The sequence below is a fragment of the Mycobacterium sp. URHB0021 genome (assembly GCF_054057895.1).
Window position 1 is genome coordinate 6,425,504 of the sequence record NZ_JBSRZT010000002.1, and the last position, 26,382, is coordinate 6,451,885.

Genomic DNA, 26,382 nt, shown 5'->3' on the forward strand with positions numbered 1-26,382 from the left:
TTGGGCGAGTTGCTCGCCGGCGAGCGCCACCCTGTCACCGGCCCCGGAGGTGGCGGTGAAGGCGAACAGCGGGTGCGGATCCGCTTCATCAACGAGTCGATGATGTTCCACCCGTTTCATCCACCCGGCCACACCTTCCAGGTGATGGCTGCGGACGTGCCGAAGGCGCGCAACGACACCGTGCTCGTGCCGCCCGCGCAGACCGTCGGGGTCGACTTCGACACCGACAATCCCGGCCGGTGGATCACCTACTGCCACAACACCTATCACCTCGAGACGGGATGGCGTTCTTCGTCGAGTATGCCGGCCGAGAGCTACTTCGGCGCTACCTGGCCAACACGCCGGCGGCGAACTTCGGTTGCCAGTCCGACGTCAGCAGCGCGCCGTAATTGGCCTCGCGATCGCCCCGATTCGCGGTGTCGACATCGCGGATGCTGTAGATGAACGCCGGTCCGCTGTAGCCGGTGGCCGCCGCCGCGGCCAGCACATCGACGATCTGGCGGGCCTGCTCCTGCTGGGTCACGCCCTCGATGCTGTCGCTGGTCGGCGCACCGATCTCGGTCATCCATATTTTCTTGGCGCCATCGCCGTTGGCGACCATCACCGCGTTCATCCGGCCGACGTCCGACCAGCCGTTCTCGGGGTCCGCGGCCAACCCGTCCGGGGATACATAGGGGTGCGCAGCCGCAGCGTCGAAATAGCCCTTGGCGCCCGCCGCATACATCTGGGCCAGGAAAGCCGGCGGTGACTCGTCTCCGATCAACCGGCTCAGCCCTGCCGCCACCACGGTGCTGCTGGGTTGCACCGCCTTGATGGCCGGGTAGGCGGCCTTGAGCAGTCCGGTGTAGGGCGCGGCGTTGTGAGGCATGAAACCAAAGAATAGAGGCAGATTCGGCTCGTTCCACAGCTCCCAGCTCGACACCCGATCCGCATACCTGCGGGCCACCTCTCCGGCGAAGGCGGCATAATCGGCGGGGTTGACGGGCGGCGCGGTGAAGTAGGTATCCGGGGCTCGTGCCCAATCCGGCGTGTACGCGATGACACCGAGCACCTCGAGATGGCGGTCGCTCGCTCCGTTGACCACGTCGTCGAGGTGGCTCCAGTCGTACTGACCCTTGACCGGCTCGATCCTGCTCCAGTCGACGAGGACCCGGAGCCAGGAAGCCGAAGTCTTCGAAACTGCGTCGAGGGTGCGGCTGATGTCCTCAGGGCTGATCCACTGCATCGAGGCGCCCTGGCCGAAGCCGTAGCCCTGGGCCGGAGTCACCAACTGGGCGGCAACGGCACCGGGCTGCACGGCGGACAGAGCCCCGACGAGGACGACGCAGACGGTCAGACGCGTCAGAATGCTCACCGCCCGCCTGGCCATGCGAAGACGCTACCCGAACAACCTCGACGGTCCGCGGCTCACCATACTTGCAGTTTGCCACCGAGTACACGAAACTGGTCCCTTGACCGATTGACGACTGCCTCGATGACGAGGCGGGTGCCGCGCACATTTGCGTGAACGTGTTCGGGCAAAATCGTATGCGGTGCCCGCGGGGCGCCGCCGGACACGCATCTTCGAAGGACCTAAAGGGGGCGCCGCCACGATGCCTAGCCGTAACCGGGATGTCATCCTCTACGAGCTCAATGAAGTGCCGTGGGAGGTCGTCGACTACTACGTCCAACGGCGACCGGAATCGAACCTGGCAGCCTTGATCAATGGCGGTCAATCGCTGACCACCATCCACGAGGACTCCGAAAAGCTGCAGGGCCTGCAGCCGTGGCGCACCTGGCCGTCGTTGCACACCTCCTCGTATGACCACAACTCATTCGACCTGGGCCAGGACCCGGCCACCTTTCGCGGCGAGGCCATCTGGGATGTGGCCGAGAACGCCGGATTGAGCGTCGGTCTCTTCGGGCCGCTGCAGAGTTGGCCGCCGCGGCAGTTCGCCCACGGCGGCTTCTACGTGCCGGACACCTTCAGCAAGGACAGCAAGACCTATCCGCCGCAGATGCAGCGGTTCCAGCAGTTCAACCTCGCGATGACAAGTGAGAACAGTTTCTCGGCGGATGCGCCGCTCGACCTGAAGACGTTCTTGGCGACCGGTGTCGACCTGGTGCGGCAGGGCCTGACTCCGCGGTCCGCGTCCACCCTCGCCACCCATCTGATTCGCGAACGCAAAGAGCCGCGCTACAAGGCATTTCGGCCGTCGCTTCAGGTGGTGCCGAGCTTCGACCTCTACTGGCGGTTACACCGCAAGATCGAACCGCGGCTGAGCATCTTCTTCACCAACCATGTCGCGAGCATGATGCACCGATTCTGGGGCGATGCCATTCCGGGCTACACGGAGAAGCACAACTACGTCGCTGACGACGTGTACGGCAGCTTCATCGTCGCGGCGATGGATTTCACCGACCAGCAGTTGGGTCGCATCCACAAGTACATGGCATCCCATCCGCAGACGGTGGTTGTCGTCGCCGCCAGCATGGGGCAGGGCCCGATCGAGATCCGGTTCACCGATCGTGGTCTGTTCGTGTTGGAGGACCACCAGCGGCTCGTATCCCAACTCGGCCTGAAGCCGGCCGAATTGGGTCTGGCGATGTATCCGATGCTGTCGCTGATCTTCGCCGATGAAGCCGACGCCGCGGCCGCGGTCGGACCCCTGGCTTCGGTGGTCGCCGAAGGTGGCGGTCCGCTGTTCACCCGGTTCCGGCCCGAGGGCCGCACACTGTCGTTCGCCATCGACAACTTCGCGGTCGAGAAGGCCGATGAGGAGTCCGGCAAGTCCACCCGCCTGCAGTACACGCCGGCCGGGCAGCAGCCCGGCGCAGTGGGAGCGCTGAACGACCTCGGCCTCGGCTTCCGGGCACGTATCGGCGGTGACAACACCGCCTATCACGTCCCTGAGGGAATTCTGCTGGCCTACGGTCAGGGCATCTCCCCAGAACCGTCCCGCAAAGAGGTCGACGTCCTCGACGTCGCCCCGTCGCTTCTGTCCAATGTGCTCGGTGTCGATCCCGGAGCGGGGATGCAGGGTATTCCGACGCTCTTCAACTGAGCGTCGGCCCGGCCTGGCTGACGGTCAGCGCAGCAGGGCACGGGACATGACGACCCGTTGGATCTGGTTGGTGCCCTCGTAGATCTGGGTGATCTTGGCGTCGCGCATGAAGCGTTCGACCGGGAAGTCGGTGGTGTAGCCGTAGCCACCGAACAGCTGGACCGCGTCGGTGGTGACCTCCATCGCGACATCGGAGGCGTAGCACTTCGACGCCGCGGAAAGGAAGCCCAGGTTGGGCTCGCCGCGTTCGGCGCGCGCCGCCGCGGTGTATACCAACAGCCTGGCGGCCTCCAGCTTCATGGCCATATCGGCCAACATGAACTGCACCGCCTGGAAGTCGCCGATCGGCTTGCCGAATTGCTTGCGCTCCCTGACATATCCGATCGCGGCATCCAGCGCGCCCTGCGCAATACCCACCGCCTGCGCACCGATCGTCGGGCGGGTGTGATCCAGGGTGGCCAGCGCCGTCTTGAACCCGGTGCCCGGGTCGCCGATGATCCGGTCGCCGGGGATGCGGCAGTCCTCGAAATACAGCTCGGTGGTCGGCGACCCCTTGATGCCGAGCTTTTTCTCCTTGGCCCCGACCACGAAGCCCGGATCGTCCTTGTGCACGACGAACGCCGAGATCCCGTTCGAGCCCTTGTCCGGGTCGGTCACCGCCATCACCGTGTACCACGTCGAGTGCCCGCCGTTGGAGATCCAGCACTTGGCGCCGTTGAGCACCCACTCGTCGCCATCCTCGCGTGCACGGGTGCGCATCGACGCGGCATCGCTGCCGGCTTCCCGCTCGGACAGCGCGTACGAGGCGACGGCTTCGCCCGAGGCGATCGATGGCAGCACCTGCTTCTTGAGCTCGTCGCTGCCCCGCATCAACATGCCCATGGTGCCCAGCTTGTTGCAGATCGGGATCAGCGACGACGATGCGCACACCCGCGCGACCTCTTCGATGACCAGGCAGCCGGCCACCGCATCCCCGCCCTGCCCGCCGTACTCCTCGGGAATGTGGATGGCGGCAAAACCCGAGGCGGTCAACGCCGCCAGCGCCTCATCGGTATAGCGCGCCTTCTCGTCGACATCGGCCGCGTACGGGGCGATTTCCTTCTCGCACAGATCGCGCAACACCGCGCGCAACTCCTGATGCTCGTCGGGGAGCTTGAACGCATCGAACGACGAATTACCCGTCAAACCAACCATGGGGTCTCCTTGCTACTCGCCGGTAACTTTACCCTCCGGCGGGTACGAGCCGGCGGTCCGCCCCGAGCACTCACCGAGGAGGGGCCGCCCGCACCACGCCGCGTCAATCGCCGACGAGACGATCACGCAGCGCGGCGTCCTTGTCGAGCACCATTCGTTCCAGCGCGCGCTGGAAGTCCTCGATCCGGTCGCGCATCCGCGAGTCGGAGGAACCGAGGATGCGAACGGCGAGCAGGCCCGCGTTGCGGGCACCGCCGATGGACACGGTGGCCACCGGAACCCCGGCCGGCATCTGCACGATCGACAACAGCGAGTCCAATCCGTCCAGCTTCGCCAACGGCACCGGCACCCCGATCACCGGAAGCGGGGTTGCGGAGGCGACCATGCCCGGCAGATGCGCCGCACCGCCGGCGCCGGCGATGATCACCTCGATACCGCGGCCGGCGGCCGTGCGCGCGTAGTCGAGCATGCGTGCCGGGGTCCGGTGCGCGGAGACGACGCCGACTTCGAACGGAACGTCGAATTCGGCGAGCGCGTGCGCCGCATCCTCCATCACCGACCAGTCGCTGTCGCTGCCCATGATCACGCCAACCCGCGGCTGTGGTGCCGATGACGCCGTCTGCTCATCGCGCAAGCGCTCATGGGCCATGCTCGTGCCACCCGTCCGTCCATTCGGCGTGCGATAACCAGTGTGCGGCGCGGGTGGCGCGTTCCCGGACATCCGCGACATATCCGTGGTCGTCGAGCGAGCCACCGGCCGCCCCGATGACGTTGACATGTCCGATCTTTCGGCCGGGCCGCTCGCCTTTGCCGTACAGGTGAACGTTGGCTTCCGGCATCCGGGCGAACAGATGATGCAGCCGCTCATCCATGCTCATAGTCGGGGTCTGTTGCGCGCCAAGCACATTGGCCATTGCCGTAACCGGCGCAATAGGCGTGGTGTCGCCGAGCGGATAGTCCAGCACCGCCCGCAGGTGCTGTTCGAACTGGCTGGTACGTGAGCCGTCCATGGTCCAGTGTCCGGAGTTGTGCGGCCGCATCGCTAGCTCGTTGACAAGCAACGTGCCGTCGACGGTTTCGAACAGCTCGACGGCCAGCACTCCGACCACACCCAGCTCGGAGGCTAGTCGGAGCGCGAGTCTCCCGGCGGCGCTGCCCAATTCCGCGTCGAGGCCCGGCGCGGGCGCAATGACCTCCACACAGATGCCGTCCCGCTGCACTGTCTGCACCACCGGCCACGCCGCGCCTTGTCCGAACGGTGAACGCGCCACCAGCGCGGCCAGTTCGCGGCGCATGGCCACCTTTTCCTCGACCAGAACCGCCACGCCGTCGGCCAGGTACCGGCCGGCCACGTCGCGCGCCTCGGCCAGGTCGCGGGCCAGCGTCACGCCGCGGCCGTCATAGCCGCCGCGGGCGGTCTTGACCACGATCGGCGCTTCGATCCGCGCGGCGAACGCGTCCACGTCGGCCAGCTCGGTGACCTCAGCGAAGCGCGGCACGGGAGCGCCGAGCTCTTTTAGCCTGCGGCGCATCACCAACTTGTCCTGGGCGTGAATCAGCGCCGACGGCGGCGGGGCGACATTCACCCCGTCGCCGACCAGCTTCTCCAGTAATTCGGTCGGCACGTGTTCGTGGTCGAAGGTCAAGGCATCCGCGCCTGCGGCGGCGAGGCGCAGCGCATCAAGGTCGGTGTGCGCGCCGATCACCACGTCGGGTGTCACCTGGGCGGCCGGATCGTCAGGACTGACCGCCAGTACCCGTAGCGTCTGCCCAAGCGCGATCGCGGCCTGATGGGTCATCCTGGCCAGCTGACCACCGCCGATCATGGTCACCACCGGACGACCGTTCGAGGTGCTGGTCACCCGCTTATGTTGCCATGGCGCTCGGGCACCGCGTCGGGTGCCTTGACCTGCGGGAGTAAGCGTTGGCCAGGTTGTTCCGTAGACTCCCGTCTTGTGTCCTTCACCGATGCCACGATCGCACGGCTGCCCAGCCCGATCCGGCCGTACTTCGAACGACATCATGAACTCATCAAATTCGCGATCGTTGGCGCGTCCACCTTCATCATCGACTCGGCGGTTTTCTACACGCTCAAGCTCACGGTGCTGGAGCCCAAACCCGTCACGGCCAAGATCATCGCGGGCATTGTCGCGGTCATCGCGTCCTACATCCTGAACCGGGAATGGAGCTTCCGAGATCGAGGCGGGCGCGAGCGTCACCACGAGGCGCTGATGTTCTTCGCTTTCAGTGGGGTCGGCGTGCTGCTCTCCATGGCGCCCCTGTGGTTCTCCAGCTACGTGTTGATGCTGCGGGTCCCGGAAGTCAGCCTGACCGTGGAGAACATCTCCGACTTCGTCGCCGCCTACGTGATCGGCAACATGCTGCAGATGGCGTTCCGGTTCTGGGCCTTCCGTCGCTGGGTGTTCCCCGACGAGTTCGCCCGCAACCCGGACAAGGCGGTCGAATCGCTGACCGCGGGCGGCCTGGCCGAGGCCATGGAGGACCAACGCGATCCGGTTGTGGAAGACGGGACCGTGACGCCGCTGCGCCCGACCACCCGCCGCGCCAGGCGACTGGCTCAGTTCGGCGATTCCTCCGAGCCAAGGGTGTCGAAGACTTCGTGATACAGCAGCGAGTGGACCCGCTCCACTCGCGGAATGTCATGAAACTCGAGGGGATCTTGCGACGCTGATTCGATGATCAGCGTCCCGGTGCGCAGCATTCGGTCAAGGATTCCGTGCCGGAACTCCACGCTGTTGATCCGCGCCAGCGGGATGTCGATACCGGATCGGGTCAGCAGGCCGTGACGGAACATCACCCGTCTGTCAGTGATCACGAAATGCGTTGTCCACCAATTCAGGAACGGCCAGACCGAGAGCCACCCGATCACCACCAGCCACACCGCGAGGATGACGAGCAATACGACGTTGCGCGCCGTGGGCTGCCAGTCGGTCTGATTGACGAAACCCGCGCCGAACGCCGCCAACGCGGTGGCCACCATCAGGAGCAGCACCGGGCCGATCAGTCGCTTCCAGTGCGGGTGGCGGTGCAGCACCACCTGCTCGTCGGCGGCCAGCACGTTCTCCGGGTAGCTCACGGTCTGACTTTAATGGCCGGGCTACCGAGCCGGACGTACATGTGTCACGTCGCCTGCCGCTATCGGCACGGTGCGTCCATCGGTCTCGACGCACAACCTGCCCTGGTTGTCGACCGATCGCGCGATACCCACCACCTCGCGACCGCCGGGCAGGATCGCCCGCACCGGCGAGCCGACCGTGATGCAGTGCTTCCGGTAGTCGGCGATGAGGCGCGGCCCCGGACCACCGGACGCGCGCCATTCCTCGAAGCGACTGCCCAACTCGCTGAGCAGCAGGACGACCAGCCGATTGCGGTCGGGTGCCGAGACGCCGACGTCCAGCAGCGACGTCGCCGACGGATTGCGGGCATCCTCTGCGCTCAGGGTGATGTTCAGGCCAACTCCGACGACGATGGTGGACTTCGTCGGCGCAACCTCGGCGAGAATGCCTGCAAGCTTCTTGCCGCCCACCAGCGCATCGTTCGGCCATTTCAGGCCGCACTCGACACCGGTTCCGGAGGCCACGGCATCCACCAGTGCCACCCCGGCGGCCAGCGGAACCCAACCCCAGGCGTCGGCGGGCACACCATGCGCATTCACGCCGACCGACAGGGTGATCTGAGCCCGCGGCACCGTCGTCCACGTCCGTCCGTTTCTCCCGCGGCCCTCGGTCTGGTGTTCGGCGATCAGCACCGAGCCGTCGATGTCCTCGGTAGCGGCCCGGGCAAGCAGGTCGGCGTTGGTTGATCCGGTCTGCGCCACCACATCGAGGCGGCGCCACGGTCCCTCCGCCCCGATCGCGCCGATGCGCAACAGGGCTGCGTCCAGTGGCGTTCTAAGCATGTCGCGGGACATGCCCCGAGCATATGTCGGAACTCGTTCGAGAAATCGCCACGGCCTGTCAGCCGGCCCGAGAGATTTGCGGAGTTGATCTTGTTTGTTTATGCGGTAGACGCGAACATTGGATCGCAACATGTTTGCTGAGAGCAAATTGGTGGCCGAATGCACGGACGCCGTCCTGGGAGGTGCACGCTACCAGCCCGTTGGGCGCCGCGCGCGGCCGGGGAAATGCCAGGCTGGGGGCCACCACGCCCCCTTAGCGACGGCCACGCCCACACCGGGTTCAGTCCGTCCCCGGCATTCTGCAGTGGGAGGCACACCAGCCGCCTGTACACGGCAAACTGAGCCGGTCGACCTACCGATCAGTAGGCACCCGCTGCACCGAACACTGTTCGCGCCGTTTTGATAGCTATCAGCAAATCGTTCGTGATCGACCAGTTCTCCACGTAGGACAAGTCGAGCCGCACGGAGTCTTCCCAGGAAAGGTCCGAACGGCCGCTGACCTGCCACAGTCCCGTGATGCCCGGCAACACGAGGAGTCGGCGGCGCACCTGGTCGTCGTACTTGGCGACCTCGCCCTGCAGCGGCGGCCGCGGTCCGACGACGCTCATGTCGCGGCCGAGGACGTTGAAGAACTGCGGCAACTCGTCGATGCTGTAGCGCCGCAGGAACCGACCGACCTTGGTGACCCGTGGATCTTGCTTGATCTTGAAGAGCACACCGCCGACGCTCTCGTTGATCGCCGTGAGGCTGTCCACCTGTTGGTCGGCGCCCACCACCATGGTGCGGAATTTGATCATCTCGAACGGGCGCCCGTCCAGTCCGATGCGCTCGGAGCGATAGAAGACGGGACCCCTGCTGGTCAGCTTGATCGCGATGGCGGCGGCCAACATCACCGGCATGGCCGCGGTCAGGACCATCAGCGACAACACCACGTCGAAGGCACGCTTCTGAATGCGCTTCGCGCCGGTGTACTGCGGTTTCTCCACATGGATCAGCGGCAGACCGGCGACCGGTTGGACCGTGAGCCGCGGCCCCGCGACGTCGACCACGCCCGGCGACACCACCAGGTCGACATCGAGGTCGTGTAGGCGCCACGACATCTCGCGCACGCCTTCCTGGCCGAGATGCTGGGTGGAGGTGAGAGCGACCGTGTCCACCCTCATCTGAGCCAGTGCTTCCTCGACGGTGTTCTCGTCACCCAGCACAGGAAGCGCTCCGACACCGGGCACGTCCAGTGTTCCGCCCCTGGCGCGGCCGATGAGGCAGGCACCCACCACCGCATAGCCATAGACCCGCTCACGCGCCAGTGACTGAACGAGGTTACGCACCGAATACGCGTCGCCGACGGCGAGCACCGACGTCAGGCAGTGCCCCACAGCACGCCGCCGAGCAAGTGCACGCCGACACAGATTTCTGCCCACCAACAGGCCGAACAAGCCAACGGGCAGGGCGATCGCCAGGTACCCGCGGGCGATTTCCGGCCGGAGAATCATCAAAATCATCGCGATCAGGCCCACGGTGGCCAACGTCGCGGAGAAGACTCGGCGATACTCCTCTACGCCGGCGCCGACGATGCGTGGCGAACGGGTGCGGTAGGCGGCCAGGAAGGCCAGCCAGATCGCGGCGATACCCATCGACACCACGGTGTAGTAAATCCAGGCGACGTTGACGCCTTGATACGCTCCTTGCAGTCGCAGCCACTGGGCCCCGGCGACCGAGGCGATCACCACGGCAGTATCAGACACAAGCAGGGCCTTGGTGTAGCGGTTCTGCCAGGTGGGCCGTACCACCGGGCGAACTTCCCGGACGGTCCTCCTGGGCGGCGCTACGATAATCTCTGCCGCGGTCACTACCTGATCACCCTTCGTTTGCTGGAGCTGCGCAATCGAGCCGTTACTGGGGGTCGTCCATTAACTATCTCACTGCTGTCAAGAGTTCGCTGAGTGAATGGATCATAATCTTCGTTAGGAGCACTCGCCAAGCATGAGCGCCTTGACGAATCCTGCGTATTGCCACGCATAAACGTAGTCCCATCGCAGTAGCGAGTTTCGGTACCTTGTGGGTACGGCGGTCATCACCACGGCGTCGGGGCGGTCAGAAAAACATTGCCGGAACACGAGTCGGGCCCGCGGCAGGTGATAGCGCCAACTTGTCACGATGATCTTGCTCCATGACCGCCTGACCGCGAGCTGCCGCATCATCGTGGCCTCGCCCCGCGTCGTCGCCGGCGACGGCCGCAGGCAAACGACCTCGATGCCCTCGGCGGATGCGGAGCAGATGCGTTGCATGACCGCGTCGTCGCGGGGGTAGGTATTCGAAATGACCACGGTCGACGCCCCGACACTGCGGGCGAGCGATATGCCGTAGTCCTCTCTGCCGTCGTGTTCCCCGCTGAGTACGAGTACCGCGTCCGCCCGCTGCAACGGGTCGACTCGGGCGTTGTTGAACATGATGAAGCCGGCGACGTTGAACAGCAACACGAGCGCCACGGTCGCCGAGAAGATGGCAATTGCGGCTGTGCGCAGACTATGAGACGACATCTCGCGGCAGGTCCTCGCCGCATGACCGGCGGTAGTGTTCCCACATCGATCGCGCGAGTTCGCGCAACCCGGCCGCGTTGTAGTGCCGATCGGCCGCACTGTTGCACATCCCCCGCGGCCCCGGTACGAATGCCACCCGCGCGTGGCGATTCGGCGTGTCCTCGTGCACGGCGTTGATGACGGAGTAGTCCTTATGGCTCATCTCCATCTCTTCGTGGACCATCTGCCCCAGCAGGAACGGCACATCTGGCCCGTAGCGACGCCGAAGGTCGTCGATGAGGAAATCCAGCTTGGCCCGATAGACCGCCCCGTTGGTCAGCGGCACGTCGGTCTCGCCTTGGTGCCAGAGGACCGCCGCCAGGCGGCTACCGGGAAACGAAGCTAGGGCGGTGTCGATCGCGCCGACCGCCCTGCGATACAGGTTGACCCGGGTTCGGGTGTCGGCGGGATCCCATGTGTAGCCGTTCTTCGGCGCGAACGACGTGTCTCCGCGCGCCGCGGGTATCAACAGCACGTGGCGCCCTGTCGCGTCGGCCAGATGCTTACCGAACGCGACACCGAAGCCGGCCCGTCGCGTCGGCACATCGTGCAGCAGTGGGTCCACCGCAACGACCGCCGTGCCCTTGGACGGCCCACACATCGCCCATTGGTGGACCCGGGGATGCGGCCGGCCCTCGCCGTCCGGATCGAGCGGCAGGCCCATTCCGTGCGCGTTGGATTGACCCAGAACGGGCACCACGAGGTATCCCGACTCGGGCGGCACCACGGGCGTGCCGCGCGGCGCCATCCGCCGCTTCACAACGCATTTGGCCTCCATGAGCAACTGCTGCCAGAGGGGGCCGTCACCATCGGGATTTCTAAGGGCACTCACTGGCCACCGGTTTCCCGGTGAACCGGTCTGCCAACCATGTCACCTGAGCGGAGAAATCCACATCACCATGTCCCTTGTCCGGTTGCAGGTCCCACACCACCGTTCCGCCCAGCGCACAGGCACGTGCGATCGCATCGGTGGTCCACTGCGGGTCGACCAAGGTGTCCTTGTTGCCGTACACCACCGACAACGGCGCTGACAACGGCGCCTGCGGCAAGGCCCATTTCCGGAGCAGCTGCCGGAGCTGCTCGGCGGCTTCTGGCGAGCGTGGCTTGAGATCATCGGGGCCGAGCGCGTTGGCGGCGGCGGTGCGGTCGTGCACAGCCGCGCCCGAGCACGCCGACAGCACGTCCCAGTACTTCAGGGCCGCACCCCGACGGAAGTCGTCTCGGTTGAGGTCCTGGTGCAAGCGGGCCAGCGACTCCACGAGAAGCTGCATCACCGGACCTTGGTCGGATGTCAGCGTCCCCTGCTGGGCCTTGTCGACGATTCCGGAGACGTCGGCGGCCGGTGAGACCGCCACTGCTCCAACGAGTTGCAGCTCCGGGGCGTACCCGCGGGCTTGTTCGTCGGCCGACCATGCCGCGCCACCCCCTTGCGAGCCGCCGAAGGCCGCCCACCGGTTGGATACGTTCTTGAACGTGTGCCGCAGGGCTCGCACCGCGTCGATCATGTTGAACGCGGCTGTGCGGGCGTCGGAATATGGATGTACGCCGTCGATGCCGAGGCCTTGATAATCGGGTACTGCGACGGCGTAGCCCTGACCGGTGAGGCCGGCCACGACACTGCCCGTCCCGAGCAGGGCGTCCGACAACGAAGGCGCGCAGGGTTTGTCGATACCGGTTGTGCCGTGGCCGTAGGCGACCACCGGCCAGCCGCCCGCCGGCGGTGGTCCGAGCGGGGTGAACACGCTGCCGGACACGACGGTGCGCGCGCCGGTATCTCCCTCGGTCGACCGGTAGACGACCCGAGCGGCCTGCAGATGTTTGCCGTCGGCCGTTCGCGTGAAAGCCGGCATCGTCATGGCGCTGACCAGCGAACCCGGCGTGGTGCCGCCGATCTCGGCCGCACGTATCGGTGTCGGGCTTTCGTTGGTCGTCTTCGACGTGTCGAGCAGGAATTGCCCGAGCCACTGCACCACCACAACGGACACAATGGTGATCACGAGGACAGCGGCGACGGCCAAGCTCCACAACGCCGCCCGGCGCATCACGCGTACCGTGCGCGCCATCACCCGTCAGTATTCATCGTGCCCAAGGCTCACGGCTGATCTCCTTCGTCTGCCGCAGCCGGCGAAGGGGCCAGGAACGACCTGCAACTGTTGGGGGCAGGGACGCCGGCGAACCGGTCGGTGAGCCAGGGGACCACGGTGCCGATGTCGACGTCGGCATGTCCCTTGTTGGGCTGCATCAGAATATCGATGGTGTCACCCATTTCGCAGGCCCGACGGAGCGCACCGTCGGTCCAGGCCGGCGCGATCAATTGGTCGTCGCCACCGTAGATGACCAACATCGGTGCGCTGGCCGGCCGCTGCGGCAGACTCCTCTGCGCCAGGTCGCCACGGAGCGCGTCCACCGCCGCCGGCCCGGCGGGCCGCAGATCATCCGCGCTGAGCTTCTCCACCAGCTTGGTACGCTCCACCGTCTCCGGCCCATCACAGACCGACAACACGTCCCATTGCTCTTTGACCAGGCCGCGTCGGTAGTCGTCGAGGTCGAAGTCGGGACGTTCGTTCTTCAACGAGGCAAGAAGGCTCTGCAGCACGGGTATCTGGTCCTCCGTCAACTGACCCGACGCGGCGGCGTCAGCGAACCCGCTGATATCGATTGGCGCCGAAAAACTCACTGTGCCAACAAGTTCCAGGCCTTTTCCGTAGTCATCCGCGAGCTCGTTCGCCGCCCAGGCGGCCTGCCCGCCCTGTGATCCGCCGGTCGCGGCCCAGCGCGTCGACGTATTCGGAACCAGCTTGCGGGCCGCGCGTACGGAATCGATGAGGTTGTAGCCCTCCGTGGTGGCGTCCAGGTAGGGGTGATAGGTCCCGTTCACCCCGAGCCCTTGGTAATCCGACACCGCCACCACAAACCCCGCCTTCACCAGACCGGTGACAACCACGGACAGGGTCAACAGGTCCGGCGACAGAGACGGCGCACACCCTTCTTGGGTCCCCGTGGTCGGATGACCGAACGCGATGATCGGCCAACCGCCCTCGGGTGGCGCACCCTTGGGGGCGAAAACGGTTCCGCTGACGGTGGTCTGGCTGTTGTCGATGCCCGACGTGGAGGTGTAGGTGACGCGCGCTGCCACCGATGACGTCGCACGCAGACGCCGGTCGATTGTCGGTAAAGTTTTTGCAGACTTCAGCGTTCCGGGACCGGAGCCACTGAAGTCCCCCTGCAATTCCACGCCCGAGAGCGCTGCGGGCTGAGGGGGACTCGCGGGCGCGTCATCGCCGCACGCGGCAAGGCTCATGCCGGTGAGCAGGACGGCGACGGCAAGGGCCATGGGCCGAAACCGTTGTCGCGGCCGCGTCGGGGTTGCCTTGCTGATCATGCTCTGCCCTTCCCCGTCATCGTCCCGTCCACGATGTGGCCGACCTGCTTGCGGTCGATGACATCGCCTGTCGCCAGCCGGTAGGCGAGCACGAGCACCACGCTGATTGCCAGTCCCATCAGGCCGGCCAACAGCATCTGCCGCGAACGGGACGGCCTCGTATCCACCGCACCGCTCGCGGAGTCGATCAGCACCAAATCGGTTGCGCCGGTGTCGAGCCCCTCCATCTCGTTCGAGACCTGGAGCAGATTGCGCGCTATGGAATTCGCGGTATCGCGGGCCTCGTTGGGATCGGTGGCGGTGACGTGCATTTCGAGTATCGCCGACTTCGTCGGCTCGACGGTGATGTTTTTCGCGAGTTCTTCGGCCGTGAGTCGCAGCTTCAGCTCGTCGATGGTCCGCATGGTCACCTGACTGCTGCGCGCCAACTGCTGGTATGTCGGGGTTCGGCGCCATCGCGCTGAGGCTGCCGTAATACACGTCGGCGGGCTCCGCGCCTCCGGGTGCCACCACGAGAAACCGCGCGGTCGCGTCGTACTTCTGGTCGTTGTGCCATACCAGCCAGCCCGCACCGGCAGACAACGCGGTGACCAGCACGATGACAATCCACGAGCCGGCGAGTAACCGCAGGTAATCCGAGAATCTCGGCGCTTCGGCGGGTGCTCTCATGAGATCCCCCGACAAACGCTCGCTACCCGCTGACCGTCGAAGCGGGCCTGCAGCCAGTCCAGCGCCCCCTGCATCACCTGCTCTGTCTTGGTGGTCGTGTCGCCGATCATGCTCGACACCTCGATCGGATCGCCTTCCGCACAGGCCCGCGCGAGCGCCCTGTTCGTCCAGGAAGCCGGAATCAACGGATCATCGGTGGCATAGACCACCAATAGCGGTGCGGCGAGAGGCGATCCGGTCTTCTGCGGTAGCGAAGCGTCGGCCAGCGCTTGGCGCAGTTGCGCGGTGGCGGCCGGGCTGGCCGGCCGTAAGTCGGCCGCCAGCAGGCCCTGCTGCGCGCGCAACGCCGCCTCGGGATCGGCAGGCGCGCAATCGGTGAGCACGTTCCAGCGTTCCCTCGCGGCGGGCGATCGATATTCGTCGGGGTCGAATCCGCGCGACGAGACCAGGCTCTCCACGACGAGCATCTGGAGCCGTTGCTGGTCGACGGTCAGGGTGCCGTTCTCGGCCGCGTCGGCAAGAGAAGACAGGTCGGCAAGCGGCGAGACGGCCGCGGCGCCGACGAGATCGAGTCCGCCGCCGTAGCCTTCGGCGCGCTCCGCGGCGGACCACGCCGCGACCCCGCCCTCTCCCAGGCCGAACGCCGCCCAGCGCGTGCTCGTCTCGGGGAACACGTGCCGCGCGGCACGCGCGACGTCGATCATGCTGTTTCCGAGGGCGGCCACGTCTACAAGCGAATGTTTGTCCCCGGGCAACCCGAGTCCCTGATAGTCCGTCAAGGCAACGACGTATCCACGGCTCAAGATCACCGAAACCACGCCCGCGTAGCCGGCGAGATCCGTCGAGAGCGATGGCGCACACGGATTCGCCAGTCCGGTGATGTCGTGGCCGAAGGCCATAATGGGCCAACCTCCCTTGGGAGGCTTGCCCGGTGGCACCGCGATCACACCGGATACTTCGGTCGGATCACCGGTGTCACCCGACGTTGATCGATAGACCACTCGGACGGCAGCCGCGTCCACCTGATCGAAGACGATCTGGCTGGCCACCGGCTTGACCGAGACCAATGAGCCGGGGCCCGTGTCGGTCAAGTCCGGCGGTGGCAGTGTGGGGGCGCCCGCGTACGCGGGCGCCAGGGTCCGGGGTGGACCCGGTGCCTGCGGCGGCGGCGGTGGGCTTGTCGTACAACCAGCGAGTACGACGCCCACCGTGGCGATCAGCCACGCGACGAGAAATCGCAAGATCACTTACTTCCGCGTGGAACCCGTGACGAGCGCGGCGGGGATCCGGAAGCCACCAGCTTCTCTGGCGGCGCAGGCATCGCGTTGGTGCGATCGTCTCCGTCCTGGGCGTCGGGGGAAACGCCGGCTTCCGGCGTGGCTTGCGACGTAGCCGGTTCGGCATCGTGGCTGACTTGCTTTTTGTGCCGCCGCCGGGCCAGTACCCCAACCGGTTCGAAGGTGACCGCGCTACCGATCAGCGTCACATTCGCCGCGGCGAGCTTTTGCAGTGCGCGACGAAGCGCACCTGTCGTGGTTTGACGGATCCTGGCCAGAATCAATACCCCGTCGGATGCCGCGCCGATGATCGCGGCGTCCGAGTACGGCCCTAACGGCGGAGTGTCGACGACGACATATTCGAACTCCTTGGCGAGATCCTGAACCACCGTCGAAGCGCGGTCGGTGGCCAGCAATTCACCGGGGCGTGGCGCCTTCGGACCGGCGGGAAGTAGCGCAATCATGTGGTTGCCGACCGGGACGTTTGGGATCAGCACCTCCGGTATTTGGTTCTCACCGACCAGCACCGTGCTCAAACCCCGTTCGGCGGAGCCTGCGCGCATCGAAGCGTTGAGCGGCAGCCGGTCCGCCAAGGCCGGCGCACGCAGGTCACCGTCGACCAATACCACCGAGCGGCCCGATTCGGCCAGCGCCGCAGCGAGATCGATCGCCGTCGTGGTGCGGCCCTCTCCGCGTTCGGGGCTGGTGATCGCGATGACCCGGGGCTGCCGACCCCCCGACGGGCCCGTCGCGAACCGCAGGTTGGTCCGTAGTTCACGGATTCGCTCCGCATACAGACCGTTTCCGGCGAGATCCACGACATCCGTGGTGCGGCGCACAGGGTCGACCGGCAGGCCACCGAGGGTCAACGAATCTGTCGCGCTTTCAACGGGTTCGCGGCCCCGCAGCCGCTTGTCCAGGGCACCGACACAGATCGCGATGATGACGCCGAGCACCAACCCGATGCCGCCGCCGAGGGCGAGGCGCTTCCAGAGCGCCAGACCGATGGGCTTGGTCGGATAGTTGGCGTCGTCGACGACGACGGCACCCGCACCGGGCGTGCCGCCGCGGCGGGACGTCTCCAGTTCGCTGACCACGCTGACGAGTTGGTCGGCAACCGCGTTCGCGTACGTCTGGGCCTGCACCGGATCCGCGTCTCTCACACCGACCTTGAGAAGGACCGTCTTCTCCTCGGGTGTCGCGGTGATCCTGCCTCGCAGTTCACCCGCGGAGATCGGCGCCTTCAACTGATCGACCGCGCGTGCGGCGACCTGTTCGCTGGTAGCGAGCGCCGCGTAGGAAACCACACGCTCTTGGGAGAACAGGTTGTTCTGGTAGGCCTCGCTGACCGACGTCCCGTTCTGGGTGGCGGCAAATAGCGTCGCAGTCGATTCGTACTCCGTTGAGAACATCGAAGGCAGATGCCTGTTCACAAAGGAAAACGTCGTCGCGTATCCGAGGCCGACTCCGACGATCGTGAGCAGCACGATTACAGACCAGTATCGCTGGAGTATCCGCAGATATTCTTTTACGTCCAAGGCATGCCTTCCAGGTGACTACCAAGTTAGCGGGCAGCAAGCCCGACGATCCCTCGTGCGGTTGCTGTTTTGGTGGCCGGGCTGGCACCATGAGCGTTGTGAGGGCCTACGGGGATCTGCTCCGCGAGCATAGCGTACACGCAGTCCTGATCGTCGGTTGTCCGTTGCTGGTGTGGTTCGCGATGGACCATGGCCGGATCGGGACAATGGGCGTGCTCGGCGTGCTTGCGCTGGTAGTTGGCGTCTATGTCGGCATGCGGCATCCGCTGTGGTTCTACTGGGGGCTAGCGTTTGCCCTGGGAGCGTTGCCCTTCGGGTACTTCCCCGGCGTGCACGTGCCGGTCTACCTGGCTTTCGCCTTCGGAGCCGTGCTGGCCGCCGTGGTGCATCCGTCCGCCAGGACACATTGGTCGGGTGTGGAAGTAGCTGTGCTGGTTCTGGTGCTCGTGGCGGCCGTGTCGGTCGTCGGGGGCGGTTTGAGTTTGGCCGGCATAGTCGAATTCACTAAATGGGCGACGGTGACTCTCGCGGTTATCGCATTGCTGCGATTACCACGGAGAAATTTGAAGACATTTGGACGGATTTTCACCTACGCGGCGACGGCCAACGCATTGTTCGGAATCTTCATGGTCGTCGCCGACCGGCAGCAGAAATCGCTGGGCCTGTTTCGAATCTTCGGCTATGGTCGCGACCAGGACAAACCCGGGCAGGAGCTCGGACGATTCGTCTTTGCTGATCAAGGCCAGATTCGATATATGCGACTCGGCGGCACATGGATCGACCCGAACGCGGGTGGCCTGTGCATGGTCATCGCGCTGGCGATCTGCCTCGTCGTCTTCGAGGGCTGGCGCCGTTACTGCCTGGCGGGCATATTGCTGTTCGCCATCCTGCTGACGCTCAGCCGCGCCGACATTTTCACGGTCGTGGCAGGCTTTCTCCTGGTCCTTGTCTTTCACACCATGCGGGCCCGCGATCGGCAGCTGGCGATCGGGACGCTTCTCATCCTGGCCGCGGTGGCGATGATCGTGCCGACCGTCCGCATACGAATCTTCTCGTCGTTCGGCAGCGATGACACCGGCGCTGGGGCGCGCGCGGAGGCCTTGCGGGAATTCCCCAACATCATGTCCGGTCACTGGCTGTTCGGGCTGGGCTGGGGACGGCCGGAAATGAAGGACGGCGCATTGGCCTTCACGCTCAATTACGTCTCCAATACGCCACTTCTGACCGTTTACCGGGGCGGTATCTTCACCGGCCTCGCATTCGTCGCAGTGATGGTGGTCGGCTGTGTTGTCAGCTACCGCCTCTTGCGCTCCCCCACTTATCCAGCCGCAATGTACGGCGGACTTTTCATCGGCGTCTGCTTCGTGGCATTGCAACTCGATCATCCGGTCGCCTCGTTGCCGCAGATTGCGATGACGTTCTCGCTTCTCCTGGTATTTCTCGTCTACAGCTATCAGTCAATCGAGCCGCCCCCGAAAGTCGCTCCACCGATCCGACGCGCCATCGACTTACCGCCCGCGGGCCGACTGGCGGCGCACCCGCAGGAAAGTCACAGCTAGACGCGAGTACCCGCGCGCAGCAGGGCTTCGAAAGCCTGATGCGGACGGCGCTGACGCCAGTGTTCGGTGTTGAGCTGGTACAGCTTGTCGCCCAACGCAACCGCGGCATCCCTGTCGAGCAGGTGCCGCCTGCACTCGGCGATGAAGGAGTCATCGTCGTCGAACGTGGTGAAGTCGAAGAGGGATTTGAGCGAGCCGACGGCCGGCCCTGTTCCGATCACCGGCAGACCCATCCTGATCGAGTCGAGCAGCTTCACGCGCACGCCGCCGCCGGTCTTGATGGGCGCCATCAACGCCCGGCAGGAGCCGAGGAATTCGGGCAGGTCCTTGACGAAACCGAGATCGCGGGCGCCGTCGGGGTACGCCGGGTCCTTCGCGCCGGGCTTCTTCGCCCCGATGACACACAGCTCCGCACCGGGAATCCCCTCCGCGATACGCGGCCACAGCCGTAGTGCGTGCAGAAATCCCTCCTGATTCGGCGGCCAATCGCGGGCACCCATGAACACCAGCCGGCGAGCCGTCGATGCCACGTCGACCTGCGGGATCGGCGGCAGCGTCACCTCCAGCCAGCGTGCACCACGGACACCGTTCTGGCGGTACATCTCCGCTTCCTCGATCTCGTAGCACCCGACGGCGTCAGACGCCCGCGCGGTGCGCAACTCGTCGCGCAACAGGCGGGGCGCCTCGATCCGCCCGAGTAGTCCCCGGGTGGCCAGCCACACCTGCGACTCGGTGTTGATGGTGTTGATCACCAGACCCGCTCTGCCGTATCGACTGCTGCGCAGGAACGTCTCGGCCATGAAGCTGTGTTCGGCGACGTACACGTCGGCGTCGGAGTCCTCGATCGCGGTCAGCAGCTCGTCGGTGTCAAAACGCACATGCACCAGGCTGCGATTCTTGCGGATCGCGCCCGCCAGCAGCCGGGGAGGCTGAACGGGACCCTGATACACCCGAAGGAGCGGCAGCCCACCGTCGACCACTTCGGTCGCCACCATGCCGGGCTCTTCGGGGGACAAAGTGATGGCGGAGACCTCGAAACTCTCAGCGGCCAAACGCATTGCGACCCGCGATAGTTCGATGTCACCGCCGTGTTCGGTCACGGGGTCCTTCGACAACAGGAACATCACCTTGGTCATTTCTTGGCCTTCCTCCGGTAGACGGCAGTTGCATAAATGGCGAGAAGAACCGCATCGGTCACCACGGTGGCGATCGCCGCGCCGACCGCCCCTGCGGATGCCAGTGCCGCCACCAACGCCAGCTTGACGGGAACGAGGCCGAGGTTGGTGGTCAACCGCACCATGTCGCGTCGCTGCGTATAAAGCACCACCTGCAGGATCAGGCTGACGGTGCGCATCGCGCAGAACACCGCCATCAGAAGCATCGCCACCGCCAATTCCGTTGGCGCGGGCGAAATGAGCAGCACCACCCCGGTGATCGCCACCAGCAGTCCGGCGATACCCCCCATCAACAGGGTGTTGCGCAACGGAGGGCCGGCCGACGGATCGCCGTCGTGCTCCCTCAGCGATTCGTGGAAGGACATGCCATAGGACTGGCCGATGGTGGCGATCGCAAGCGTGACGACGACGGTGAGCGTGTAGTAGCCCACCGTGGTGTTGTTCGTGAGCCAGCCCAGCAGCAACACGTCGCCCTGCATATAGGCGGCCAGACCGAGCGTTTCGCCGACGAGTACGGCTATCAAGCGGGGCGGCCCCGGCATGCCGGGACGATGCCCCACCACCATCACGCCGACGACCAACGCCATCGCGGCATACGGTGTGCAGTAGAGCAGGCTTGCGACGTGCAGGCTGGGTTTCTCGACGCTGAAAAGGTAGGCGCAGGCGAGGGCAACGCCGGTCGTGCGTTGCACCGTGTCGATCCGCCACACCTTCTCGGGGTGTCCGTCGCGGGAAGGCCTGGCTTTGATAGCACTTGAACATGATCTCGCCGCCGGCCACGAACAAGCCGAACCATATGACGTAGTTCACGTTCACCAGCGCCACTCCGGCGCCCATCAGGCTCAGTCCCATCAAATAGCGTGTCGTCCGCTCGACCAGGAATCGATCCCGCGACTCCCGGGCCGCGCGAACGGAGAAAGGATTGTCCAGCGGCGGCCCGATGATCGAGGCCAGCGCGAATCCCATGCCATAGAGGCCGTAGTCACCGATGCTGAGCTGGCTGATGAGTGCGAGCGTCCACAACATGCCCACCCCGCGACCGCCGTACATCCACACGGCGGCAAGCAGAGTCCTGCCGAGGTTTCGTGGCGCCGCGGCGGTGGCGGACAGATCAGACCCCTTCCGGTTGACGGGCCAGCATCTGCTCCCATGCCGCGACGAACTGCTCGGCGATGCGCGGGCCCGACCGCGCCTGACGTGTTCGTTCGGAATGCTCACCGAACTCGGCGAGCGTGTCCCGATCGTTGATCAGCGCTGCGGCGGCGTGAGCGAGATCCCTTGCGACCATGTCAGGATCGGCTCCATGTGTGCGGACCACCACGGCTCCGGTCTCCCGCGAGAGTTCCGCCAGGGGTCCGTAGTCGGTGGCGACGACGGGTGTCCGGTAGGCGGTGGCATGCGCCACCACACCCGACGCGGCGAATGACTCGGCGTAGAAATGCCGCTTACCGTACGGCACGACGATCGCGCGCACGGAACCGAAGAACTCGTCCTCCGCCGCGCCGTCCACGCGGCCGACGATCTCGACGCCCTCGGCGCCGGGCAGCGTCTCCGTACCCCGGCCGGCGACCCGGATGAGAATGTCATCGGGCAGGTGCTGCCGTATCCGGGCGATCTGCTCGAATCCTTTGCCGCGGTAGACCAATCCGAAGAATCCCACCGCCTTGGGCCTGTCCTCGGCGGGCCGGATCGTGGGCCGGTGCCGGACGATGTGCGGAATATAGATGGCGGTGCTGCGCGGGTACGTTGCGGCAATGGAACGTCGCCCGGCCTCGGTCAGCGCGAATAGGGTCCGGCGGCCGTTCACCAGTCCCTCCACCGCCCGCGAAACTGGACGCAACGGATAGTGGATGCTGTGGGTGAGCAGACGTGACCGGGCGACGAAGCGTGTACGCGCGGGCATCCACACACCTTGCGGCGCATCGTGCACGGTCGCGGTCACGGGCACACCTTTGAGACCGGCAATGGACCAGAACGGCGCAAGAACGGCGGTGGAAAGCTCGGCGTGCACCAGTACGCGCCCTGGCGGTCCCGAGGCGATGAGTCCGGCGACCGCCTTCCGGTGACGGCGGATATCGGCCACACTGTCGGCGCCTGGGCCCCCGGTGCGGTGCTGGGCCACCTCACCGAAGGACGGGGTTACTGCGTCGACAAAATTCTGCGAGTAGTCGCCTACCGCCGTTTGGCCCTCGGCGGGGCCGATGAACACCAACCGGTAGTCCTCGAGTGCGGTAGCCATCAGTAGAACAGTGGGCGGTATTTCCCGTTGTACTGCAACGCGTCCGGATTTCTCTTGCCGATCACCTTGGCGGGTACGCCACCGACGATCTCGAGTTCGCCGATGTCCTTGTTGACAAGCGCCTGCGCGGCGACGACCGCACCGCGGCGAATGAGGCTGGGAAGAACCATCGCCCGGCTGGCAATCCAGACGTAGTCCTCGATGACGGTCGGGATCGGAACCGGCAAGAAGTCCGGGTGTTGCACATCGTGGCCGCCGCCGAGGATGTGCACGTCACTGGCGATGGTGACGTTGTTGCCGATGTAAAGCCCGGCGCGCGCATCCAACAGACAACGGAAGCCGATCGCGGAGCAATCGCCGATCGTCAAGAACTCTGGATCGATCACCGTGGTGCCGCGCATGATCGATGAATCTTTACCGATCGTCGCTCCGAACGCGCGCAGAAAGGTCTGCCGAACAGTGTGCGAAGGAATGAAGGTGACGACCATGTTGAACAGCAGCATGGCAATTCGATTGCGCGCCTTACGCGCAAAGGTCATATCCTGCATCTTGTAGTCGACGACCCGGTTGTCCGGGCCCAATACCCATTCCGGAGCCGGCGGCAGTTTGAGGCCCGGTGCGGCCTGCTTCTTCCTCGCCACGTCTTCGGGGTCGGCCTCGCTGGGCTTTGGGTACACGCATTTGCTCCTGTCGTAGGTCGGCATCAACCGTGGCGCCGACGACATCCTTGGCGGACTTGGCGGATTGCCGATGAGGCGTACTCACCGGCGCTCACGTCGCCGCAGACTGACAACTCGGAGCCGCCAGTTCGTCCACCGCGGCGTACAGCGACTGAATGAACCGCTCCTCGGTGAACTGCGCAACGTGTCGCTGAATCTTGTCGGGATCGAATGACGTGTCGTCGAACTGGTTCAGCGCCGCGGCAATCGACCGGGGCCTGGGCTCGTCGAAGTAGATGCCGGACACGCCTTCGTGAACGGTGTCGAGAAATCCGCCCCAGCGCAACGCCACGGTCGGCCGACCCCACACGCCGGCCTCGACCGGTGTGAGGCCGAAGTCCTCATAGCTCGCCGCGATGATCGCCCGGCACGATCTGTACAGCCATGCCATCTGGGCGTCGGACAGGTCCGACACCATCAGCACGTTCGGCGTCATCATTCGCTGGATACGCGGGGCCTCCGGGCCACGGCCCACGACGACAAGCCTTCGATCACTGCCGGCGAAGGCTTGCACGATCGCATCGACGTTCTTGTAGGGCAGCAAGCGCGAGACAACCAGGAAAAAGGAGTCAGTCGCATCCCCGCCGATCCATTGCTGGACTTCCGGCACGGGAGCGACCGCGTCGCTGGATTTCATCGCCACCGGCGGCGGAAGCACGTCGGCATCGATGCCGTAGACGTCCGAGATCCGCGTTTTGATCAGCGATGACACCGCAAGATATCGATCGCAGGACCGCGTGGCCCGACGGTCCCAGGCCCGAAGGAGCCCGGAGGTGGCCAGCAACGCTGCGCGGTTCAGCAAGCCGCCATGATCGCCGAGATACGTGTCGGGAAGGTAGAGCCAGCGGGCCGGCGAGTGGCAGTACACGAGTTTGCGACCGCGAGTGCGAAATCCGTGCGCCCAGCCGCTGGTGCTGGTCAGCACCACGTCGGCATCGATAAATATTGACTCCGCGGCAAATGGCAATACCGGCAGAGCCGGGCGGTGGTTTTTTCGCAGGGGACTGACCTTGTTCAGTCCCGAGACACGAATATCACGGTCGGCGAACTCCGGATATGTCGTGGCGGGGTTGTACAGCAAGGTATATATCGGCGCGTCAGGGAATGCCCTGCTCATCGACAGCACGACTCGTTCCGCGCCACCGCATTGTGTGAGGTAGTCGTGCGCAATCGCCACACGCGGACCGTCGAGGCGGTCATCTCTGCGGTCAACACGCACGCTGATTAACCCTTCCGAAAGTCATTCGTTTGCCAGGGGCAAATCATTCCGCCCAATGGTCGACAGATGGAGGCCCTCCCATTAGAACCGCAACCGGGCGATGTTACAAGTCATGGCAAACATCAGACGGATACCTGGCCGATTCCGGCCGACGGCGGCGCGCCCGGTCGGTGGCCGGCCGATAGGATCGCGCCATGACTAGCGTTACCGAGCCGTCGCTGCCGGCCTCCTCACACGAGACCGACATCCACACCACCGCCGGCAAGCTGGCCGATCTGCGCAGACGCACCGAAGAGACCTTGCACCCGGTCGGCGAGGCCGCGGTCGAGAAAACGCACGCCCGGGGCAAGCTGACCGCCCGGGAGCGCATCCTGGCACTGCTCGACGAGGATTCGTTCGTCGAACTCGATGCCCTCGCCCGCCACCGCAGCACCAACTTCGGTCTCCAGGACAAGCGTCCGCTCGGCGACGGCGTGGTGACGGGCTACGGCACCATCGACGGACGCGAGGTGTGCATCTTCAGCCAGGACGCCACCGTGTTCGGTGGCAGTCTCGGCGAGGTCTACGGCGAGAAGATCGTCAAGGTCCAGGAGCTCGCGCTCAAGACCGGCCGGCCGCTCATCGGCATCAATGACGGAGCGGGCGCCCGCATCCAAGAGGGTGTGGTGTCGCTCGGGCTGTACAGCAAGATTTTCCGCAACAACATCCTGGCGTCCGGCGTCATCCCGCAGATATCACTCATCATGGGCGCCGCGGCGGGCGGACACGTCTACTCCCCCGCTCTCACCGACTTCGTGATCATGGTCGACCAGACCAGCCAGATGTTCATCACCGGCCCGGACGTCATCAAGACGGTGACGGGCGAGGACGTCACGATGGAGGAGCTGGGCGGCGCGCACACCCATATGGCGAAGTCCGGGACCGCCCACTACGTCGCCTCCGGCGAACAGGACGCCTTCGACTACGTGCGGGAGCTACTGAGCTTTCTGCCGAGCAACAACCACGCCGATCCGCCGCGCTACCAAGTCGCGGCGCGAGCTGCGTCCATCGAAGACGACCTCAACGACGAAGATGTCGAGTTGGACACGCTGATTCCGGATTCGCCGAACCAGCCGTACGACATGCACGAGGTCATCACCCGAATCCTCGACGACGACGAGTTCCTCGAGGTCCAGGCGGGCTACGCGACCAACATCGTGGTCGGCTTCGGGCGGGTCGAGGGCCGGCCGGTGGGGATCGTGGCCAACCAGCCCACCCAGTTCGCCGGCTGCCTGGACATCAACGCCTCGGAGAAGGCGGCGCGGTTCGTGCGCACCTGCGACTGCTTCAACATCCCGATCGTCATGCTGGTGGATGTGCCCGGCTTCCTGCCCGGCACCGACCAGGAGTACAACGGCATCATCCGGCGCGGCGCCAAGCTGCTCTACGCCTACGGCGAGGCCACCGTCGCCAAGATCACGGTCATCACCCGCAAGGCCTACGGCGGGGCGTACTGCGTGATGGGGTCCAAGGACATGGGTGCCGATGTGTGCGTCGCATGGCCCACGGCGCAGATCGCAGTGATGGGTGCCTCCGGCGCTGTCGGCTTCGTCTACCGCCAGCAGCTGAACGAGGCGGCCAAGAAGGGTGAGGACGTCGACGCGTTGCGGCTGCAACTACAGCAGGACTACGAGGACACCCTCGTCAACCCGTACATCGCCGCGGAACGCGGGTACGTCGACGCGGTCATCCCGCCGTCACACACCCGCGGTTACGTCGGCACTGCCCTGCGGTTGTTGGAACGCAAGATCACCCAGATCCCGCCGAAGAAGCACGGGAACATCCCACTGTGAGCCGAGCGAACAATTCAACAGAAGTGAGCCGAGCGAA

The 26,382-nt window shown here is 65.4% G+C and carries 24 protein-coding genes; 5 read left to right on the forward strand and 19 right to left on the reverse strand.

Going from position 1 to position 26,382, the window contains the following annotated elements:
• Window positions 1-102 precede the first annotated feature (102 nt).
• Entirely contained in the window at window positions 103-444 is a 342-nt protein-coding gene (locus tag ACVWWN_RS33750) for a multicopper oxidase domain-containing protein (RefSeq protein WP_457149382.1), read from the forward strand.
• Here the strand turns inward: ACVWWN_RS33750 and ACVWWN_RS33755 are convergent.
• Window positions 326-1,369: a beta-galactosidase gene (locus tag ACVWWN_RS33755; protein ID WP_457147722.1), complete on the reverse strand. Its 1,044-nt coding sequence runs from the start codon at window positions 1,367-1,369 to the stop codon at window positions 326-328. The two genes, ACVWWN_RS33750 and ACVWWN_RS33755, sit on opposite strands and share 119 nt — an antisense overlap.
• 223 nt (window positions 1,370-1,592) lie before the next feature.
• Here ACVWWN_RS33755 and ACVWWN_RS33760 point away from each other — a divergent pair, with 223 nt between their 5' ends.
• Window positions 1,593-3,044: a hypothetical protein gene (locus ACVWWN_RS33760; RefSeq protein WP_457147723.1), complete on the forward strand. Its 1,452-nt coding sequence runs from the start codon at window positions 1,593-1,595 to the stop codon at window positions 3,042-3,044.
• Between the two features lie 24 nt (window positions 3,045-3,068).
• Here ACVWWN_RS33760 and ACVWWN_RS33765 read toward each other — a convergent pair whose 3' ends face one another.
• The 3 genes from ACVWWN_RS33765 to ACVWWN_RS33775 all read right to left on the reverse strand — a co-directional run bounded on the left by ACVWWN_RS33765 (window position 3,069) and on the right by ACVWWN_RS33775 (window position 6,064).
• Entirely contained in the window at window positions 3,069-4,238 is a 1,170-nt protein-coding gene (locus tag ACVWWN_RS33765; protein ID WP_457147724.1) for an acyl-CoA dehydrogenase, read from the reverse strand.
• A gap of 103 nt (window positions 4,239-4,341) precedes the next feature.
• The gene (gene purE, locus ACVWWN_RS33770; protein WP_457147725.1) at window positions 4,342-4,887 is read right to left on the reverse strand and encodes a 5-(carboxyamino)imidazole ribonucleotide mutase; all 546 of its coding nucleotides are present in this window, start codon (window positions 4,885-4,887) and stop codon (window positions 4,342-4,344) included.
• On the reverse strand, window positions 4,877-6,064 hold the full coding sequence (locus ACVWWN_RS33775) for a 5-(carboxyamino)imidazole ribonucleotide synthase (RefSeq protein WP_457149383.1): 1,188 nt from the start codon (window positions 6,062-6,064) through the stop codon (window positions 4,877-4,879). Before ACVWWN_RS33775 ends, purE begins: the two co-directional genes overlap by 11 nt.
• Window positions 6,065-6,193: 129 nt before the next feature.
• Between ACVWWN_RS33775 and ACVWWN_RS33780 the strand changes: the two genes are divergently transcribed.
• Window positions 6,194-6,862, forward strand: coding sequence for a GtrA family protein (locus tag ACVWWN_RS33780; protein WP_457147726.1), 669 nt, complete (start codon window positions 6,194-6,196; stop codon window positions 6,860-6,862).
• On the opposite strand, the gene ACVWWN_RS33785 is transcribed toward ACVWWN_RS33780, so the two are convergent.
• The 10 genes from ACVWWN_RS33785 to ACVWWN_RS33830 form a co-directional block, all read right to left on the reverse strand.
• The gene (locus ACVWWN_RS33785) at window positions 6,817-7,335 is read right to left on the reverse strand and encodes a PH domain-containing protein (RefSeq protein WP_457147727.1); all 519 of its coding nucleotides are present in this window, start codon (window positions 7,333-7,335) and stop codon (window positions 6,817-6,819) included. The genes ACVWWN_RS33780 and ACVWWN_RS33785 overlap by 46 nt on opposite strands.
• A gap of 21 nt (window positions 7,336-7,356) precedes the next feature.
• The gene (locus tag ACVWWN_RS33790) at window positions 7,357-8,169 is read right to left on the reverse strand and encodes a biotin--[acetyl-CoA-carboxylase] ligase (protein WP_457147728.1); all 813 of its coding nucleotides are present in this window, start codon (window positions 8,167-8,169) and stop codon (window positions 7,357-7,359) included.
• A gap of 347 nt (window positions 8,170-8,516) precedes the next feature.
• Window positions 8,517-9,947: a sugar transferase gene (locus ACVWWN_RS33795; protein ID WP_457147729.1), complete on the reverse strand. Its 1,431-nt coding sequence runs from the start codon at window positions 9,945-9,947 to the stop codon at window positions 8,517-8,519.
• A gap of 174 nt (window positions 9,948-10,121) precedes the next feature.
• Window positions 10,122-10,697 carry a YdcF family protein gene (locus tag ACVWWN_RS33800; RefSeq protein WP_457147730.1) on the reverse strand — a complete coding sequence of 192 codons (576 nt, stop codon included), beginning with the start codon at window positions 10,695-10,697 and terminating at the stop codon, window positions 10,122-10,124.
• Window positions 10,684-11,514 carry a sialate O-acetylesterase gene (locus ACVWWN_RS33805; RefSeq protein ID WP_457147731.1) on the reverse strand — a complete coding sequence of 277 codons (831 nt, stop codon included), beginning with the start codon at window positions 11,512-11,514 and terminating at the stop codon, window positions 10,684-10,686. Before ACVWWN_RS33805 ends, ACVWWN_RS33800 begins: the two co-directional genes overlap by 14 nt.
• Window positions 11,515-11,554: 40 nt before the next feature.
• Window positions 11,555-12,799 carry a lipase family protein gene (locus ACVWWN_RS33810; protein ID WP_457147732.1) on the reverse strand — a complete coding sequence of 415 codons (1,245 nt, stop codon included), beginning with the start codon at window positions 12,797-12,799 and terminating at the stop codon, window positions 11,555-11,557.
• 29 nt (window positions 12,800-12,828) lie between these two features.
• Window positions 12,829-14,070: a lipase family protein gene (locus ACVWWN_RS33815; protein ID WP_457147733.1), complete on the reverse strand. Its 1,242-nt coding sequence runs from the start codon at window positions 14,068-14,070 to the stop codon at window positions 12,829-12,831.
• Window positions 14,071-14,114: 44 nt separating this feature from the next.
• Complete coding sequence (locus tag ACVWWN_RS33820; RefSeq protein WP_457147734.1) at window positions 14,115-14,528, reverse strand: hypothetical protein; 414 nt, start codon at window positions 14,526-14,528, stop codon at window positions 14,115-14,117.
• Window positions 14,529-14,783: 255 nt separating this feature from the next.
• Window positions 14,784-15,686: a lipase family protein gene (locus tag ACVWWN_RS33825; RefSeq protein WP_457147735.1), complete on the reverse strand. Its 903-nt coding sequence runs from the start codon at window positions 15,684-15,686 to the stop codon at window positions 14,784-14,786.
• A gap of 344 nt (window positions 15,687-16,030) precedes the next feature.
• Window positions 16,031-17,551 (reverse strand): AAA family ATPase, encoded by a 1,521-nt coding sequence (locus ACVWWN_RS33830; RefSeq protein WP_457147736.1) that lies wholly within the window; start codon window positions 17,549-17,551, stop codon window positions 16,031-16,033.
• 140 nt (window positions 17,552-17,691) lie between these two features.
• On the opposite strand from ACVWWN_RS33830, the gene ACVWWN_RS33835 reads away from it, so the two are divergent.
• A complete protein-coding gene (locus ACVWWN_RS33835; RefSeq protein WP_457147737.1) occupies window positions 17,692-19,161 on the forward strand; it encodes an O-antigen ligase family protein in 1,470 nt (489 codons plus the stop codon).
• Here ACVWWN_RS33835 and ACVWWN_RS33840 read toward each other — a convergent pair.
• The 5 genes from ACVWWN_RS33840 to ACVWWN_RS33860 all read right to left on the reverse strand — a co-directional run bounded on the left by ACVWWN_RS33840 (window position 19,158) and on the right by ACVWWN_RS33860 (window position 24,471).
• On the reverse strand, window positions 19,158-20,297 hold the full coding sequence (locus ACVWWN_RS33840; RefSeq protein WP_457147738.1) for a glycosyltransferase: 1,140 nt from the start codon (window positions 20,295-20,297) through the stop codon (window positions 19,158-19,160). The genes ACVWWN_RS33835 and ACVWWN_RS33840 overlap by 4 nt on opposite strands.
• Window positions 20,294-21,028, reverse strand: a complete 735-nt coding sequence (locus tag ACVWWN_RS33845; RefSeq protein WP_457147739.1) for a hypothetical protein — start codon at window positions 21,026-21,028, stop codon at window positions 20,294-20,296. Before ACVWWN_RS33845 ends, ACVWWN_RS33840 begins: the two co-directional genes overlap by 4 nt.
• A gap of 419 nt (window positions 21,029-21,447) precedes the next feature.
• Entirely contained in the window at window positions 21,448-22,575 is a 1,128-nt protein-coding gene (locus ACVWWN_RS33850; protein WP_457147740.1) for a glycosyltransferase, read from the reverse strand.
• Window positions 22,575-23,252, reverse strand: a complete 678-nt coding sequence (locus ACVWWN_RS33855) for an acyltransferase (RefSeq protein WP_457147741.1) — start codon at window positions 23,250-23,252, stop codon at window positions 22,575-22,577. The genes ACVWWN_RS33850 and ACVWWN_RS33855 overlap by 1 nt, the downstream gene beginning before the upstream one ends.
• 94 nt (window positions 23,253-23,346) lie before the next feature.
• Window positions 23,347-24,471 carry a glycosyltransferase gene (locus ACVWWN_RS33860; RefSeq protein ID WP_457147742.1) on the reverse strand — a complete coding sequence of 375 codons (1,125 nt, stop codon included), beginning with the start codon at window positions 24,469-24,471 and terminating at the stop codon, window positions 23,347-23,349.
• A 236-nt stretch (window positions 24,472-24,707) separates the two neighbouring features.
• On the opposite strand from ACVWWN_RS33860, the gene ACVWWN_RS33865 reads away from it, so the two are divergent.
• A complete protein-coding gene (locus ACVWWN_RS33865) occupies window positions 24,708-26,345 on the forward strand; it encodes an acyl-CoA carboxylase subunit beta (RefSeq protein ID WP_457147743.1) in 1,638 nt (545 codons plus the stop codon).
• Window positions 26,346-26,382 lie beyond the last annotated feature (37 nt).

Coding starts and splice junctions, on each gene's coding strand:
- ACVWWN_RS33750 (WP_457149382.1), top strand. CDS start 103: ATGTTCCACCCGTTTCATCCACCCGGCCACACCTTCCAGGTGATGGCT.
- ACVWWN_RS33755 (WP_457147722.1), bottom strand. CDS start 1,369: ATGGCCAGGCGGGCGGTGAGCATTCTGACGCGTCTGACCGTCTGCGTC.
- ACVWWN_RS33760 (WP_457147723.1), top strand. CDS start 1,593: ATGCCTAGCCGTAACCGGGATGTCATCCTCTACGAGCTCAATGAAGTG.
- ACVWWN_RS33765 (WP_457147724.1), bottom strand. CDS start 4,238: ATGGTTGGTTTGACGGGTAATTCGTCGTTCGATGCGTTCAAGCTCCCC.
- purE (WP_457147725.1), bottom strand. CDS start 4,887: ATGGCCCATGAGCGCTTGCGCGATGAGCAGACGGCGTCATCGGCACCA.
- ACVWWN_RS33775 (WP_457149383.1), bottom strand. CDS start 6,064: ATGATCGGCGGTGGTCAGCTGGCCAGGATGACCCATCAGGCCGCGATC.
- ACVWWN_RS33790 (WP_457147728.1), bottom strand. CDS start 8,169: ATGTCCCGCGACATGCTTAGAACGCCACTGGACGCAGCCCTGTTGCGC.
- ACVWWN_RS33800 (WP_457147730.1), bottom strand. CDS start 10,697: ATGTCGTCTCATAGTCTGCGCACAGCCGCAATTGCCATCTTCTCGGCG.
- ACVWWN_RS33805 (WP_457147731.1), bottom strand. CDS start 11,514: ATGGAGGCCAAATGCGTTGTGAAGCGGCGGATGGCGCCGCGCGGCACG.
- ACVWWN_RS33810 (WP_457147732.1), bottom strand. CDS start 12,799: ATGGCGCGCACGGTACGCGTGATGCGCCGGGCGGCGTTGTGGAGCTTG.
- ACVWWN_RS33815 (WP_457147733.1), bottom strand. CDS start 14,070: ATGGCCCTTGCCGTCGCCGTCCTGCTCACCGGCATGAGCCTTGCCGCG.
- ACVWWN_RS33825 (WP_457147735.1), bottom strand. CDS start 15,686: ATGGCCTTCGGCCACGACATCACCGGACTGGCGAATCCGTGTGCGCCA.
- ACVWWN_RS33835 (WP_457147737.1), top strand. CDS start 17,692: ATGAGCGTTGTGAGGGCCTACGGGGATCTGCTCCGCGAGCATAGCGTA.
- ACVWWN_RS33840 (WP_457147738.1), bottom strand. CDS start 20,297: ATGACCAAGGTGATGTTCCTGTTGTCGAAGGACCCCGTGACCGAACAC.
- ACVWWN_RS33850 (WP_457147740.1), bottom strand. CDS start 22,575: ATGGCTACCGCACTCGAGGACTACCGGTTGGTGTTCATCGGCCCCGCC.
- ACVWWN_RS33865 (WP_457147743.1), top strand. CDS start 24,708: ATGACTAGCGTTACCGAGCCGTCGCTGCCGGCCTCCTCACACGAGACC.